The sequence below is a fragment of the Stenotrophomonas sp. GD03654 genome (assembly GCF_029845105.1).
Lineage (GTDB): Bacteria > Pseudomonadota > Gammaproteobacteria > Xanthomonadales > Xanthomonadaceae > Stenotrophomonas > Stenotrophomonas africana.
The window spans coordinates 62,668-78,333 of record NZ_JAOCLC010000002.1 but is presented as its reverse complement, the minus strand read 5'-3'; the positions used below and the strand labels follow the sequence as shown (position 1 = coordinate 78,333).

The 15,666-nt window shown below is 67.5% G+C and carries 12 protein-coding genes; 6 read left to right on the top strand and 6 right to left on the bottom strand.

Translation table 11 applies throughout. The features are described 5' to 3' along the window. Positions 1–77: 77 nt before the first annotated feature. Positions 78–3,437 (bottom strand): TIM-barrel domain-containing protein, encoded by a 3,360-nt coding sequence (locus N5J73_RS01470; RefSeq protein ID WP_049444300.1) that lies wholly within the window; start codon positions 3,435–3,437, stop codon positions 78–80. Between the two features lie 322 nt (positions 3,438–3,759). Here N5J73_RS01470 and N5J73_RS01465 point away from each other — a divergent pair, with 322 nt between their 5' ends. From N5J73_RS01465 to N5J73_RS01440, 6 genes are all read left to right on the top strand, one after another. Next, positions 3,760–4,914 (top strand): SIS domain-containing protein, encoded by a 1,155-nt coding sequence (locus N5J73_RS01465; protein WP_164078553.1) that lies wholly within the window; start codon positions 3,760–3,762, stop codon positions 4,912–4,914. Then, positions 4,907–5,845 carry an ROK family protein gene (locus N5J73_RS01460; RefSeq protein WP_049444296.1) on the top strand — a complete coding sequence of 313 codons (939 nt, stop codon included), beginning with the start codon at positions 4,907–4,909 and terminating at the stop codon, positions 5,843–5,845. Before N5J73_RS01465 ends, N5J73_RS01460 begins: the two co-directional genes overlap by 8 nt. 16 nt (positions 5,846–5,861) lie before the next feature. Continuing rightward, a complete protein-coding gene (locus N5J73_RS01455; RefSeq protein ID WP_049444294.1) occupies positions 5,862–7,196 on the top strand; it encodes a D-tagatose-bisphosphate aldolase, class II, non-catalytic subunit in 1,335 nt (444 codons plus the stop codon). Positions 7,197–7,229: 33 nt separating this feature from the next. Next, on the top strand, positions 7,230–8,006 hold the full coding sequence (locus tag N5J73_RS01450) for a DeoR family transcriptional regulator (protein ID WP_049444377.1): 777 nt from the start codon (positions 7,230–7,232) through the stop codon (positions 8,004–8,006). Beyond that, a complete protein-coding gene (nagA, locus tag N5J73_RS01445; protein WP_279940472.1) occupies positions 8,003–9,130 on the top strand; it encodes an N-acetylglucosamine-6-phosphate deacetylase in 1,128 nt (375 codons plus the stop codon). The genes N5J73_RS01450 and nagA overlap by 4 nt, the downstream gene beginning before the upstream one ends. A gap of 241 nt (positions 9,131–9,371) precedes the next feature. After that, the gene (locus N5J73_RS01440; RefSeq protein WP_049444290.1) at positions 9,372–11,174 is read left to right on the top strand and encodes an MFS transporter; all 1,803 of its coding nucleotides are present in this window, start codon (positions 9,372–9,374) and stop codon (positions 11,172–11,174) included. Between the two features lie 52 nt (positions 11,175–11,226). Here the strand turns inward: N5J73_RS01440 and N5J73_RS01435 are convergent, their stop codons facing one another. The 5 genes from N5J73_RS01435 to N5J73_RS01415 all read right to left on the bottom strand — a co-directional run bounded on the left by N5J73_RS01435 (position 11,227) and on the right by N5J73_RS01415 (position 15,665). Further along, on the bottom strand, positions 11,227–11,697 hold the full coding sequence (locus tag N5J73_RS01435; RefSeq protein ID WP_049444288.1) for a hypothetical protein: 471 nt from the start codon (positions 11,695–11,697) through the stop codon (positions 11,227–11,229). Further along, on the bottom strand, positions 11,694–12,245 hold the full coding sequence (locus N5J73_RS01430; protein ID WP_049444286.1) for an HdeD family acid-resistance protein: 552 nt from the start codon (positions 12,243–12,245) through the stop codon (positions 11,694–11,696). The genes N5J73_RS01435 and N5J73_RS01430 overlap by 4 nt, the downstream gene beginning before the upstream one ends. A gap of 58 nt (positions 12,246–12,303) precedes the next feature. Continuing rightward, the gene (locus N5J73_RS01425) at positions 12,304–12,993 is read right to left on the bottom strand and encodes a ComF family protein (protein WP_057500804.1); all 690 of its coding nucleotides are present in this window, start codon (positions 12,991–12,993) and stop codon (positions 12,304–12,306) included. Between the two features lie 95 nt (positions 12,994–13,088). Next, on the bottom strand, positions 13,089–14,258 hold the full coding sequence (locus N5J73_RS01420; protein WP_049444285.1) for an L-dopachrome tautomerase-related protein: 1,170 nt from the start codon (positions 14,256–14,258) through the stop codon (positions 13,089–13,091). A 207-nt stretch (positions 14,259–14,465) separates the two neighbouring features. Then, positions 14,466–15,665 (bottom strand): MFS transporter, encoded by a 1,200-nt coding sequence (locus N5J73_RS01415; protein WP_049444282.1) that lies wholly within the window; start codon positions 15,663–15,665, stop codon positions 14,466–14,468. Between the last annotated feature and the right edge of the window lies 1 nt (position 15,666).

Genomic DNA, 15,666 nt, shown 5'->3' with positions numbered 1-15,666 from the left:
GGCAAAACGCTCCCGGGCCACGGCCATGAGGGCCGTAGTCGGAATGGGCGGGGGGAGGAGCGGGTGTTACGAGGGAGTCATGGGGCGACGATGCTGGCGGAGTCGCCCTCCTGGCCGATCAGCACGGCATTGGCCCAGTTGGCGCAGACCTGGGCGGGTTGGCTGCCCTGCGCACCCAGCGTGCGCAGGCTCAGGGTGGAAAGGCCACGGATGTCCAGCTCCGGCTTGACCACGCCGGGCGCCTTCACCAGGCCGCTGTCGTACAGCAGGCGGTTGTCACCCCAGACCTGGAACTGCAGGCCACCGGCGCTGCGGCAGGCGTCGTCGATGCCGAGGTCGGCGCGCAGCAGATGCCAGCCACCCTGCAGGCGCAGGTCGATGCGGCTGTTGGCGCCGACGCCCAGGCCACGACGGAACTGCAGGCCGTTCATGCGCATGCCGGCGTCGCCACGGAAGGACTGGTCGGTGCGCACCTGGCTGGTCAGCGCGGCCGGCACCGGCAGCTCGGAGAGATAGCGCTGCCGGGCCGGTCGCTCCGGTTCCTGGTGTTCGAGAATGTGGAAGGTGGACAGTGCGATCGGGCCGACATCGCGCGGCTGCAATGCATCGAACGCGCGGGCGCTGCCCTGTGCGGCGGTGACCATCGGGTCGGCGCTGCTGGCGCCGTCGCCTTCGGGGTTCTGCACGCTCAGCACGCGGAAACGCAGCAGGCGGCCGGCGTGGGCCGGGAAGTCGATGCGCTGCATGCCTTCCTTCAGCTGCAGGCGGCCGCGGGCGATCGGCTCGCCCCACTCGCCATTGCTGTCGCCGAGGTAGACCTCGTAGTCGCGTACCTGGCCGTGCTTCCAGTTCTTGTCGTTGCGCGGGGCAAGCTCGATGCCGTCGATCATCCTGCGCTCACCGAAGCCGATCACCCACTCATGCGCACCGGTGCGCACGGCCTGGTTGCGCACGCTGCGGAACCAGGTGCCCGGATCATCATCGAAGGCATTTTCCAGCGCATGGCCGGGTTCTTCGGCCGGGCGGTTGACCACCAGCAGGCTGTCGGCCGGCAGTTCGCGGCCCAGCACCGGCGCGGCCGGATAGGCATCGTCGGCCACGGCAGCAGCGACTGCGAAGTCCAGCTGCAGCTGCAGCGGCTGGCGGATGTCCTGTGTGGCGGTGCGCACATGCAGCGTGCCGCGGCGCTCCTGGGCATCGAAGTACCAACCTTCGTTGGCGCTGTTGAAGGCGGCGGCATCGGCCAGCGCCGGCAGCGCGCGACCACCGGCCTGCACCGCGCGTGGCGCCTGGCGGCTGAGCACGCGCAGGCCATAGCGACGCTGCGCCAGCTGGCCGTTGTACTGGCCCTGCACGGCATCAATCTGCACCTGCACCGGGCCACTGCGCTGCGCTGGTGCCTGCACGCGGATTACCTGCGTGCTCGACTCGCCCTGCTGGTAGCGGCGGGTGTTGCCATCGTCTTCATACAGCGTGTACTGCGAATCACCCTGCGGGTACAGGTCGAATGTCACTTCATCCAGCGGCTTTTCGCCATCGAACAGCATCGACGGGTACATCGGCAGGATCGCACCGGCGCGCACGAACACCGGCAGCGTGGCCAGGTCCACCTGGCGGTCGAGCTGGCGGCCATCGGCGCCGGCCTGCACGCGGCGGCCGTCCCAGTAGTCGATCCACCCACCGGCCGGCAGGTGGATGTCGCGGCGCCAGCCACGGCTGGCCGCCTGGCTGCGGTACACCGGCGCCACCAGCAGGTCGCGGCCGAGCAGGAACTGGTACTTGTAGGTTTCATCCTGCGCATGCGGATCGCGCGGGTTGTCCCACATCAGGCCGCGCACCGGCGGTGCACCGGTCTGCGCGGCCTCGTGCACCAGCCCGTACATGTACGGGGTCAGGCGCATCTTCAACTTCAGGTAATCGCGGTTGATGCTGCGATAGGGCTCGTCGTACCACCACGGGTGCTTGCGCGCGTTCGACGACCAGCCGCTCATGCCCATCAGCACCGGCGTGAACGCCTTCCACTGCAGGTCGCGGGTGAAGGTTTCGGCGCTGCCACCGAAGATCGCATCGACGTCGCCGCTGGCGTAGGCCATGCCGGACAAGCCCGAACCGACGAGGGTCGGCACGTGCCAGCGGATGTAATCCCAGCTGCTGCTCTGGTCGCCGGTCCATGCCACCGCATAGCGCTGGATGCCGGCCCAGCCCATCACCGTCCACAGGAACGGGCGCGAATCGGAATTGTCGAGGATGCCGTTGAAGGCCTGGCGGTTGGCGTCCATCGCGAACTGATAGCCCTTGCCGGTCCAGGCCACGTCCAGCTTCTGCACGCGGCTGCCGGCCTTGCCCACTTCCCAGGCGATCTTGTCGACGCCGTTCTCGGTCCACAGGCCGGTGCGGAAACCATACCCGGCCAGGCCCTTCACCGTTTCCGGCAACTGCTTGTAGCCGCAACCGTAACCATCATTGGGCAGGATCCAGCCACCGGGCATGTCGTTGGCGCGGTACTGCTTGGCCACGCTGTCGATCACATCCGGCGTAGTGCCGGTCGGGCCATCACTCCAGCCCTCGGGGACGGTGCCGGGCTTCTTGCTGTTGTCGCCATCGTTGTAGCAATCGGCATCGCCGTAGGACAGCGCCCAGCGCGCGACCATGTTCGGGCGGCCGGTCAGCTGGGTGTAGCGCTCGATCAGCTTTGGCAGGTCGGCGCCGACGAAGTAGTACGCATCGAAGCGGTCTTCACGGTGCAGCAGCGTGGCCTGGTCAGCCTCGCGCAGATCGTAGCTGCCGTCGCTCCACGTGTTGCGCAGCATGCCCCAGCCGCGGCTGCTCAGCAGCATCGGTGCAGGGCTGGGGCGGTCACCCTCTTCCCAGCCGCCGGAGTAGGACACCTCCAGCTCGCGACCCTTGAACTGGTAGCGACCGTTCTGCTGGCCGCCGCCGAAGTAGCCCTCATCGGCCTGCGAGGACAGCACCTGCACGCTCTGCGTGGCATCCAGGTCCAGCGGTTGCAGTTCCTGCCACAGCGCGGTGGTCTGGCCGTTGTCCAGGCGTTCCAGGCGCATGCGCAGTGGCTGCCGCTGTACATGCAGCACCAGGGCATCGGTGCGCACGCGGATTTCCTGCGCGTCTTCTTCCAGCTGCGCCTGCACGTTGGCCTTGGGCTGCGGCAGCACGATCGGTGCGGCCTTGTCGCCGGCACCGGTCAGCGTGCCGTTGCGGCCGGCCTGCACGCGGATGATGTCGGTGGCCGGCAGTTCGATGCGGATGCGTGCGCCCTTGTCGGTCTGCAGGTCCCAGCCCTGCACGCCATCATGGCTGGCGCTGGCGCTGAGCGTACGCAGGTTGCCGACCGACTCGGCCCGGGCCGGCATGGACGCCAGCATCAATGCCGGCAACAGGGCCAGCATCAGCGGCGAGCGACGAACGCAGATTTCCACACGGACTCCCAACCCGTTCACCGGGCGTTTCGAAAGCGGTTGGGCCGACTCTAGGGCAGCGATTCGAAAGATGTCAACAAATTGAAAGGAAAAAGGAAGATATATTCCATTGAAACGAAAGTTGTTGCGTTGCAATACTTTGTGTAAGCGCTTGCAGACGCCTGTTAAGCATTGTGCGATACGGCATTCGGCCCGATCTTTCGTTTCCCCGGGCACTCGGCAGCGGGAAAAGCCATCGCTCCATTTTCTTTCTTTTTACTTTCGCTATTTGACATTTCGAAAGAAAACACAGATGGTGCGCTGGCCCAACTGGAACCTCCGAATGGACGTCACCCTGCTTTCCGATGTGTCCGCCTGGCAGCGCCTTGGCGGAGCCGATACCGCTACCGAAATCGCCCAGCAGCCGACGCTGTGGGAAGCCCTCGCACAGGACCTGTCGCGTGCCCGCGACCGCCTGCAGGCCTTCCTCGGCGACAGCCTCAACGACCCCAACCAGCGCGTGCTGTTCACCGGCGCCGGCAGCTCAGGCTTCATCGCCGAAATGGTGGCCGATGCAATCAACACGCAATGGCCGGCCGATGTGCGCGTGGTGCACACCACCAGCCTGCTGACCCACCCGGCGCTGTACCTGCAGCGCGACCGGCCGACCCTGCTGGTCTCGTTCGGCCGCAGCGGCTCCAGCCCGGAAAGCGTGGCGGCGGTGGACCGCGTGCGCAGCGACGTGGATGACGCGCGCTTCCTCGACATCACCTGCAATGCAGATGGCGAACTGGCCCGTCGTGGCGCCGGCCGTGCCGATACCTGCACCCTGCTGATGCCGTCGGCCAGCTGCGACCGCGCCTTCGCCATGACCAGCAGCCTGACCTGCATGCTGCTGGCCGCACTGACCGTGTTCGATCGTTCGCCGTGGGATGCGCGTATCGCGCGTCTGAAACAGATTGCCGCGCTGGCCCGCGAAGGCCAGGCACAGTGGGATGCACCGGTGGCGGCGCTGGCGCAGCGCCCGTTCAACCGCATCATCTACCTCGGCAGCGGCCCGCTGGAAGCGCTGGCACGCGAGTGCGCGCTGAAGGTGCTGGAGCTGACCGCCGGCCGGGTGCTGGCGCTGGCCAATACCCCGCTGGGCTTCCGTCATGGCCCGAAATCGACGCTGGATGGCAACACCCTGGTGGTGGTGCTGCGCAGCGTGCAGCCACTCGCGCGCCGCTACGAACAGGACCTGCTGGAAGAACTGCGCCGCGACGGCGTGGCCGGCCAGGTCCTGGCGATCGGTCCGCATTCGGACATCGGCGCCGATGACGAATACACCCTCACCGTGCCGGCACTGGACGATCCGTGGCTGGCGCCGGTCTGGCTGGGCTTCGCACAGCTGTTCGCGCTGCGGCGCTCGGCCGCGCTGGGCCTGACCCCGGACAACCCGTTCCCGGACGGCACCGTCAACCGCGTCGTCAAGGGCGTCACCATCCACCATGGCTGAGCTGATCGCGCACGCCTGCTACGGCATCGACATCGGCGGCACCAAGATCGAGCTGGTGGCGTGCGATGCGGCGATGCAGGTCACCTGGCGCCGCCGCGTGGCCACCCCACAGGGAGACTACGACGGCTTCCTGCAGGCGGTGGTGGCGCTGGTGGGTGAGGCGGACGCTGCCCTTGGCCGTAGCGATGCGGCCATCGGCATCGCCCTGCCCGGCGTGCGTGACCGCCGCAGCGGCCGCCAGCTCAGCGCGAACGTGCCTGCACTGACCGGCCAATGCGTGGCGCAGGATCTGCAGGCACGCCTGCAGCGCCCGCTGCACTTCGGCAACGATCTGCAGTGCTTTGCCCTGTCGGAAGCCCATGGCGGTGCCGCCGACGGCTACCCCAGCATGTTCGGCGCCATCCTCGGCACCGGTGCCGGCGGTGGCTTCTGCCTGCAGGGCCGGCTGCTGTCCGGCTTCAACGGCCTGGCCGGCGAATGGGGACACTGGAGCGTGCCCGGCCATCTGCTGCAGCGCCACGGCCTGCCGCTGCTGGACTGCGGCTGCGGCCTGCAGGGCTGCGTGGAGCGCTATGTGTCCGGCAGCGGTGTGGCGATGATCGAACGTCATCTCGGTGGCAGCGCCACCGATGCCAGCGCGGTGATCGCACTGGCCGAGGCCGGCGATGCGCGTGCGCGCAAGGCGCTGGACATCCATCGTGATCTGCTTGGCCACAGCCTGGCCGCGCTGGTGCTGGCGCTGGACCCGCATGTGATCGTGCTCGGCGGCGGCCTCTCACAGTATGCGCCGCTGTACCAGCAGCTGCCGGCAGCCATCGCCGCCCATCTGTTCAACGGCGTGCAGGTACCGCCGATCGTGCCGCCGCGCTTCGGCGATGCCGGTGGCGCACGTGGTGCCGCCCTGCTCGCCTGCCAACCCTCGTTTTCCTGATGTCCGGAGCCTGACCATGTCCCCGTTGCAGACCCTGCTTGCCTCCCACCGCGCCGGTGCCAACGTCGGCCTGTACAGCGTCTGCTGCAGCAACGAGCAGGTGCTGCGCGCGGCCATGCACGTGGCGCTGGCGCATGGCACCGTGCTGCTGATCGAGGCCACCTCCAACCAGGTCGACCAGTTCGGCGGCTACACCAGCATGACCCCGCCGCAGTACCGTGATTACGTCGGTGCCCTGGCCGATGAAGAAGGGTTCCCACGCGAGCGATTGATCCTGGGTGGCGACCACCTCGGCCCGAATGCCTGGCAGAAGCGCCCGGCCGCCGAAGCGATGACCCACGCGCGCGTGCTGATCGAAGCCTACGTCGCCGCCGGTTTCCACAAGATCCACCTGGATTGCAGCATGTCCTGCGCCGATGATCCGGTGCCGCTGCCCGATGCCATCGTTGCCGCGCGCTCGGCCGAGCTGGCCGAGATCGCCGAACGCACCGCCGCCGAACATGGCCTGCCGCCGCCGGTCTACGTGATCGGTACCGAAGTGCCGATTCCCGGCGGCGAAGCTTCGCTGGCGGAGGGCCTGCAGGTGACCACGCCGGCCGCCGCTGCGCAGACCCTGGCCATCCACCAGCAGGCGTTCGATACGCCGCAACTGCGCGATGCGTGGCAGCGCGTGATCGCGATGGTGGTGCAGCCAGGCGTGGACTTCGACCACAGCAGCGTGCACGAGTACGACGCCGCCGCCGCCAGCGCGCTGGCCGACTTCCTGGAACAGCAGCCGCGCATCGTGTTCGAAGCGCACTCCACCGACTACCAGCGCGAAAGCGGCCTGCACGCGCTGGTGCGCGACCACTTCGCGATCCTCAAGGTCGGCCCGGCGGCGACCTTCGCCTACCGCGAAGCGCTGTTCGCGCTGGCCGCGATCGAGGCTGAACTGTTGCCGGCCGCACTGTGCTCGCGCCTGCCGCAGGTGCTGGAAGAAGTGATGGTGGCGCAGCCGAAGTACTGGCAGTCCTACTACCAGGGCGATGACGCCGCGCTGCGCCTGCTGCGCAGCTATTCCTTCAGCGACCGCTGCCGCTACTACTGGGGCGAGCCGGCGCTGGTACAGGCGGTGCAGACCTTGTTCGCCAACCTGGAACAGCACGCGCCGCCGCTGGTGCTGCTCAGCCAGTACCTGCCGGAGCAGTACCGCGCCGTGCGCGAAGGCGCCCTGGCCAACACCCCCACCGCACTGGTGCAGCACCGTATCGGCCTGTGCCTGGGCGAGTACGCCCGTGCCTGCAGCGCCAACCAGGCCGGAACCCGCACGCGGAACACAGGCTCGGCTGCCGGCGTTGCTGCGAACGGCTAATCTCTACCTTTTCCCGCGAAACCGAGAATGGCCATGCGCAACACCCGCTCCCGCCGGCAACAGATCCTGCAGCTGCTGATCGAGCACGGCTCGGTGCAGGTGGCCGATCTGGTAGAGCGCTTCGGCGTGTCGGCGGTGACGATCCGTGCCGACCTGACCCACTTCGAGTCGCAGGGCCTGGCCAACCGAACCCATGGCGGTGCCACGCTGGTGCGCACGCCGCCGCAGGAACAGGACATCCATGAAAAGGATGCACTGAACCTTCCGCTGAAGGAATCGATCGGCGCGCGCGCCGCGCGCCTGGTGCAGCCCGGCGACAACATCATCATCGACTCCGGCTCGACCACGATGACGCTGGCACGCCATCTGCGCGCACATCGCGACGTGACGGTGATGACCAACGGCCTGAACATCGCCTGGGAACTGGCCAATGCGGCGGGCATCACCGTACTGCTGACCGGGGGGTTGCTGCGCCAGCAGTCGCTGTCGCTGCAGGGCAGCCAGGCCGAGGCCAGCCTCAACTCCTACAGCTTCGACACCCTGTTCCTGGGCGTGGATGGCCTGGACCTGCAGTTCGGGCTGACCACCCACGACGAAGCCGAAGCCCGCCTCAACCACCGCATGGTCGAGCGCGCGCGCCGCATCGTGGTGCTGACCGATGCCTCCAAGTTCGGCCGCGTCAGCCTGCACCGCATCGCCCGCCTCGACCAGATCCACGCCATCATCACCGACGCCGGCATCGACGACGCAACCCGTGAAGGGCTGCAGCGGCTGGGCATCGAAGTGATCATCGCCGAGCCCGCCGCATGACCGACACCCGCACCCTGCAGGGCCGCATCCTCACGCCGCTGGGTTGGCGGCGTGGCCACGTCCACTTCGATTCGCACGTGCGCCAGCTGCAGGTGGACGACCACTGCGGTGCCGACGACCTGCAGCTGCCGGTGATCCTGCCCGGCTTCATCGACCTGCACGTGCACGGTGCGGCCGGCGTGGACCTGATGCAGGGCGGCGACGTGGCACGCACCATCGCCCGCACCCATCTTCGTTTCGGCACCACCACACTGCTGGCGACCACCATGACCGCCGGCCTGGATGAGATCGAGCACGCGCTGCACGGCGTGGCCGCCACCATGGCCGCGCCCGATGCAGACGCCGCCAGCATCGTCGGCGTGCATCTGGAAGGACCGTTCATCAGCCCGCAGCGGCTGGGTGCACAGCCCAACCGTACGATCGAGGCGACGCTGGCGCTGGTGCAGCAGCTGCACGCGCTGGCGCCGATCCGGGTGATGACGCTGGCACCGGAGATCGGCGAGCACACCGCGTTGATACCTGTGCTTTCGGCGATGGGCATCCGCGTGCAGCTGGGCCACAGCGCCGGCACCTACGAAGAAGGTGTTGCTGCCCTGCAGGCCGGCGCCTCCGGCTTCACCCATCTGTTCAACGGCATGACCGGCGTCGATCACTATCGCCCGGGCATCGCGGCTGCGGCACTGGCGCATGCGCAGTACGCCGAGATCATTCCCGACCTGCAGCACATCCATCCCGGCGTGATCCGCTTGGCCGCGCGCGCGATTCCGCGCCTGTATGCGGTGACCGACGCGACTGCCGCCACCGGCATGCCCGATGGCGAGTACGCGCTGGGCGAGCAGCGTGTGCACAAGTGCGGCGGCTGCGTGCGCCTGGCGACCGGTTCGCTGGCCGGCAGCGCGCTGACCATGGACCAGGCGCTGCGCAACCTGGTGCGTGTGGGCCTGGAGCTGGCCGATGCCTCGCAACGTGTTTCCACCTTCCCTGCCGACTACCTGGGCCTGGGCGATCGCGGCCGCATCGCGCCCGACGCCCGTGCCGACCTGGTAGTGCTGGATGCGGAACTGCGCTTGCAGCAGGTGGTGGTGGGCGGGCGCGTGGTCGATTTGAACGCCGCAAACGCCTGATATCTGCGTTTTTGTAGAGCCGAAGGCAATGGCAGGAGCCATTGCCAACGTCGCTTGCGACGGCCCGGAGGGTGCCGATCAGGACGATCGGCATAGCCATGCTCGGCTGTTTTTCATACCGACATCGATGACGTCCGTGCCGCGCTTCGCGCGGCAAGCCGAGCATGGCTCGGCTCTACATGAAGCGCGCAAGCGCAATGCCTCAGCCACGCACCATCCCCGTTATTCCAGGAATACGCCGATGACCGCAGCCGCCGCACCTGCCGTACCCGCTTCCACCGCTCCGCGCTGGCCCGTACGCTACCTGCTCTTCATCGGCGGCCTCGGCGGCCTGCTGTATGGCATCGACATCGGCATCATCGCCGGCGCCCTGCCCTATCTTGAAGCGACCGCCAGCCACGCCTGGCAGCTCAGCAGCCAGCAGCTCGGCTTCGTGGTGGCAGCGGTACTGCTGGGCAGCGTGCTGTCCTCGCTGTTCGCCGGCATGATCGCCGACCTGATCGGCCGCCGCGGCGCGATGCTGCTGGCCGGCCTGCTGTTCACTGCCTCGATTCCGATCATGGCACTGGCCTCCGGCTACACGCCGCTGCTGCTGGGTCGCCTGCTGCAGGGCATCAGTGGCGGCTTGATCGGCGTAGTGATTCCGCTGTACCTGGCCGAAGTGCTCAGCCCCGAACGACGCGGGCGCGGCGCGGCCATGTTCCAGCTGCTGCTGACCGTTGGCCTGGTGCTGGCAGCTCTGATCGGCCTATACCACGCCCACGCCGTGGATGCCGCCGCCGAAGCCGTGCGCTCACTGCCGGTCGCGCAGCAGGCGCAGGAGCTGTTTGCGGTGAAGGACCACGCCTGGCGCACCATCTTCTGGACCTGCCTGGCGCCGGGCCTGCTGTTCTGCGCCGGCATCTTCTGGCTGTCCGAATCACCACGCTGGCTGGTGCGCCGCGGCCGCATCGATGAAGCCCGCCGCAGCCTGCAACGCGTCCTCCCCGCCGCAGAGGTCGAGCCCACGCTGGCCCAGATCCAGGCGCCGGAATCGAGCAGCAGCGACGGCAAGCGCGATCCGCTGCTCAGCCGCCGCTACGTGGTGCCGTTCCTGCTGGCCTGCGTGGTGCTGGCCTGCACCCAGGCCACCGGCATCAACTCGGTGCTGGCCTACGCGGTGAACATCCTCAACCAGGCCGGCCTGTCCGGCTCGGTGGCCAACGGTGCCGACGTGGCGATCAAGCTGCTCAACGCGGTGATGACCGTGGTCGCGCTGCTGCTGGTTGACCGCAAGGGCCGCAAGTTCCTGCTGATGCTCGGCAGCGGCGGCATCTGCGTGGCCCTGCTGGCGGCGGCCACGCTGTTCTTCCAGGCCGAGCGCGGTCGGGCCGATGTGCAGCCGCAGCTGCAGGCGGCGGTCAGCGGCGACGGCCTGCGGCTGGTGCTGGATGACGCACAGTGGCAGCACCTGAGCGGTGGCATCGACAGCGAAGGCCGACCGATGCAGTTGACGGTGTCGTACGCCTACGGCGACTTCACCAACGTGCGCGCCCTGCGCAGCGACAACCTGACCGACCGCGAGCTGCGCGTGGAACGCGCGGGTACCGTGCAGCCGGACAGCGTGATCGGTGCGTTCTTCCGCAAACTGCATCTGAATCCGTTCGCCGACCCAGCGAGTGCCGCGCGGGCACCGCTACGCATCGAGCAGGCCCGCATCGGCCCGGTGCCGCCACCGGCACACGGCTGGGCCGTGGCCGCCTGCATCCTGGTGTTCGTCGCGTTCTTCGCGGTCGGCCCCGGCGTCTGCGTGTGGCTGGCACTGTCGGAACTGATGCCGAACCGCATCCGCTCCAACGGCATGAGCATCGCGCTGCTGATCAACCAGTTCGTGTCGACCACCATCGCCGCCCTCTTCCTGCCCACGGTGGGGCACTACGGCTACGCCAGCATGTTCGTGTTCTGGGCGGCGTGCACCTTCGTGTTCTTCCTGGTGGCCGCGTTCTGGCTGCCGGAGACCAAGGGCAAATCACTGGAAGAAATCGAGGCGCGGTTCGCCCGGTAGCGGTCGACCAGGGTCTACCTCCGCGCCCAGGGCGGGGGTGTGGGCACGCCCGTCATTCGCCCGTGATGTGCCTGGCCAGCTCCTGCGCTTCGTCCTTGCCCGGCAACCCGCTCAGACTCATCGATTCAGAAAACGGTCCCTGTACCGTCGCCACCGTCACCACACGACCATCCACACTGATCGCGATGCGCTGACCGACCAGGGCCGCCGTGCCATCGTGTATGCGCTGGTGCGCTTCGGGCCGATAGCGGATCTGCAACGCCGTCATGCCGTAATCATCCGGTACCGGGCGCACATCGGCGATGTCTGCGCTGCTCGCGATCGGGGGTTCCCGAAGCGTCAACCACTCGTCCTGCCACTGCACCCCTGTGTCCTTCCCGGCCACATCAACCGCGCTCAGCCGAACGTCCACACCGGCAAGCGGCGGATGGTCCGCTCCGGCCTTCGCACCAGACGTGGTGCCTGACAGGCATCCGGTCAGGCCAAGCACCGTTGCCAACAACAGAGGATAGGCCGCCCTCATTTCAGCTTCCGCAGCTTGAACGCCACCAGCACCTGCAGCAACCCATACAGCAGACTGCCGATGCCGATCCACAGCGTGGTCACCGCCACGCCTGCATACGGATTGGCCGCAAACAGCAGGCCCAGCACCACCGCCAGCACGCCACTGAGAATCAGCAGCCACTCGCCCTGGATCTGCTTGCGCACGCGGATCGCGAACACGATGCGATAGATACCGGCCACCAGCAGCCACGCCGCCAGGAACAGCACCAGCACGCTGGCGGTGGCCAGCGGATTGATCACCGCCAGGATGCCGAAGCCCAATGAGGCGATTACGTACAGCGCCAGCCACCCACGCGAGGCACCACTGCCGCCGCTGATCAGTGCGAACAGGCTGATGACGCCTTCAACGATGGCCATCACGCCCAGTGTCCACGCCAGTGCCATCGCTGCGGAAAGCGGCCAGCCGATGGCGATGATGCCGAAACCCAGTGCGACAAGTCCGTACAGCAGCAGGATCCACCAGCTGCGCCCAACCGCCGACAGTAAGGGAGACAAGGGGGAATTCATGGCCACTCCTTCGATCCGGAACCGGCCTCATCCTAGCCCCTGTGGATGAAGAGGGCGATCACGGCGCCCGCGCGCAGACCCACACACGCACCTCCGCAGCGCCCGCCAGGCGCAGCGTCTCGGCGACCTCCATCACCGTACTGCCGGTGGTCATCACATCATCGACCACGGTCAGCCGCGTGGGGACCGGACCACGAACCGCAAACGCGTCGAACAGATTTTCCCGGCGCTGTTCGGCCGTGCGCTCGGACTGTGGTGCGGTATGCCGCCGCCGGTACAGCCCCTGCCAGACCGGCATCGGCAGCAACCGGCACAGCTCGCCCGCCTGGTTGTAGCCGCGCTGGCGCAACCGGCGATTGTGCAGCGGCACCGGCACCAGCGGCGGACACCACCACGGCGGCGGTGCGCGTTGCATCAGCTGCGCGAGCAGGCGTCCGGCTGCGAGATCCTGATGGAACTTGTAGCGCACCAGCAGCTGATCGACAGGCGGCAGGTACAGCAGGCTGGCATGGGTGGCGGCCTGTGGCGGGACCTCCTCACGGCAGGTCCCGCAGACGATCAACGCGGTGTCCGGCAACGGCAACGCGCAGCGCAGGCAGGCCCGACCGGCCCAGGGCAGTCCGGCCAGGCAGGCATCGCAGAGATCGAGTCCATCGTGGCCTGGGTCACCGCAGACCAGGCAACGAAGCGGTAGCAGCACGCGAAGTGCGGCCTGCACGTGGCGGCCCGGGTCGAAGAAGACAGACATGCACTTCAGCATGTCGCCGCCGTCAGCGGGCTGCCATCGGGGGTGCCCTCAACGAGCCGTAGGGGTTTTATCGCCCACCCGCTACCCCGATCACCTCACCGCGTTGGCGCAGGATTCGCATCCACCCGGGTGCGATACACCATGTACGGCGTCTGCCGACGATCAACGCCACCATTGAATCCGGCCTGCCGATGCAGCTGGTTGGCGGTGAAGTACAGATAGCCGTCGGGTCCCATCGACAAGGTATCGGGCCACAGGATGCGTGGATCGTGCACCACGGTCGTCCAGCGCCCCTGCGCATCACGGGCATGGATGGCGTTGTGCTCGTAGTCGCTGGCATACAGCCGGCCGTTGGCGTCCATCTCCATACCATCGGACGCGCCCTTGTCGCCCAGGTCGACCACGGCCGCAGCCAGCGCCGCCTCACTTACCTTGGGGTCGCGCAGCAAGGCGGTCGGCACGCTGTACAGATGGCGGCTGGACAGCGGGGTGTAGAACAGCGTGCTGCCATCGGGCGACAACGCAATGCCATCGGCAGCCACGGTGAACGGCTGCGTCGAACCATCCGCGTTACGCAGCCGCATCTGCTGTCCTTCCACGATCGGTACGAATGCCGGATCCGCCGATGTGGACACATGACCGATCAGGCGCTTGGACGCGGCGCCGGTCGCCAGGTCGATCACGATGATGCCGCCGATGCCGCTCAGCGACGAGTCGGTCACGTAGGCGACGCCCTCGCGGCCGACACGGAAATCGAAGCGCACATCGTTGACGTAGGTGCGCGCGTCGATGACGTTGGCCGGGAACACCAGCGTTCTGGCTACGGTATTGGTGGCCAGATCGATCGCCACCAGCTTGGCGCCGCCGGCCTGTGGCGCAGAGAACCCGGGCGCGGCGGTATCCAGCACCCACAACCGGCCCTGGCCATCGGCCACCACACTCTGCACGCTGATGAAGTGGGCCGCCGGATCGGGGCCGTCCTTGCGGTTGATGCGCGCATCCGGATAGGGCACGGCATGGCCATCGCGCCACTCGGCCACGCTGTAGGGCACCTCATCGCCCCAGCGCGGGAAGTTGACGAAGATCCGCCCGGTCTCGGACACCGCCACGCTGGTGGGCATGGCGCCCTCGAAACGCGCCACCGGCTCGATGATGCCGATGCTGCGTTCGCTGGGCAGCACAGGCGTGCCTGCCAGCGCCAGCGCGGGGGAACTGGCCAGGGCCAGCACGGCAGCCGCCAGGCGGCGGATACGGCAGTTGATCATGGTCGCTCTCGATGCAGGTCCGGGTGCAGCCCCGGCGTGGGTGCATCTTCAGCGGCGCACCTGGCATCGGGTAGACGGTGCAACGGGGAATCAGCTTCACTACAGGAGTGAAGATACGAAATGATTGATCCTGATTATCCGAGCAATGGAACGTGCCTATCGGCAGATCGTGCAGACCGCTGGCGCCCCACAATTGCGGCGCGCGCCCTACAGGAGCAGAGCAGCCCGTTTTGCCGTCCGCCAAGCCAACAGTGCGGCGACCAGCAGGACGCCGGCGCTGGCCATGAAGTTGCTGGCATAGCCGAGACTGTCGAACAACAGTCCCCCCAGGGTGGAGCCCAGCGCGATCGAGCACTGCACTACCGCCACCATCAATCCGCCACCGGCCTCGGCACTGCCGGTGAAGGTCCGCGCGACCCAGCTCCACCAGCCCACTGGCGCCGCGGTGGCGAGGAAACCCCAGATGGCAAGGAGCGTCACCACCGGCCATGCGTATGCGCCCAGTGGCACCAGCGCTACAGCCACAGCTGCCATCAGTACGGGGATTGCGATCAGGGTCCTGTACAGACCACGCGCAAGAAAGACACCAATGACGAGCGTCCCGACAACGCCGCTCGCGCCAATGGCAAGCAGCATCAATGGCAACGCGGTGCTGCCAGCATGGGTCACGGCTTCCAGGAACGGCCGGATATAAGTGAACAGTGCGAACTGCCCCATGAAGAATGCGCCGCAGGCCCCCATCCCGAGGAGCACGACGCGGTGGCTGAGCAAGCCCAGCACACTGTCGGTCGCGGCGACGGGCGATGCCGGCAGGCGGGGCAGGCTCAGCCATTGCCACACCAGTGCGACGGCCGCTATGGGCAACAGGCACAGGAAGGCACCCCGCCAACCGATCACACCGCCCAGCCAGCTCCCCAGCGGCGCGGCAATCACAGTTGCCAATGCATTGCCCCCGTTGAAGATCGCCAGTGCGCGTGGCACCTGTGCCGCAGGTACCAGTCGCATGGCGGTGGCGGCGGACATCGACCAGAAGCCACCGATGACGATGCCGATCAGCGCGCGGCCCGCCATGTACATCGCATAGCCGTTGGCCCATGCCACCACCGCGCCGGAGACTGCCATCAGCGAGGTCAACGACAGCAGTAGTGTCCTGCGGTCCATGCGAGCCGCCACGCGGCTGATCGACAGGCTGGTCAGCACCGCGAACACACCTGAGATGGCGATGCCGTAGCCGGCCAGGCCTTCGCTTACGCGCAGATCGGCGGCCATGAGCGTGAGCAGGCTGACCGGCATGAACTCCGAAGCGATGAGAGCGAACACGCATAGCGTCATCGCCAGCACACCGCCCCAATGCGCACGCGCAGGAGTGCCTTCCGCCGTTGCGTTGGATGCGATCGAAGCACTCATC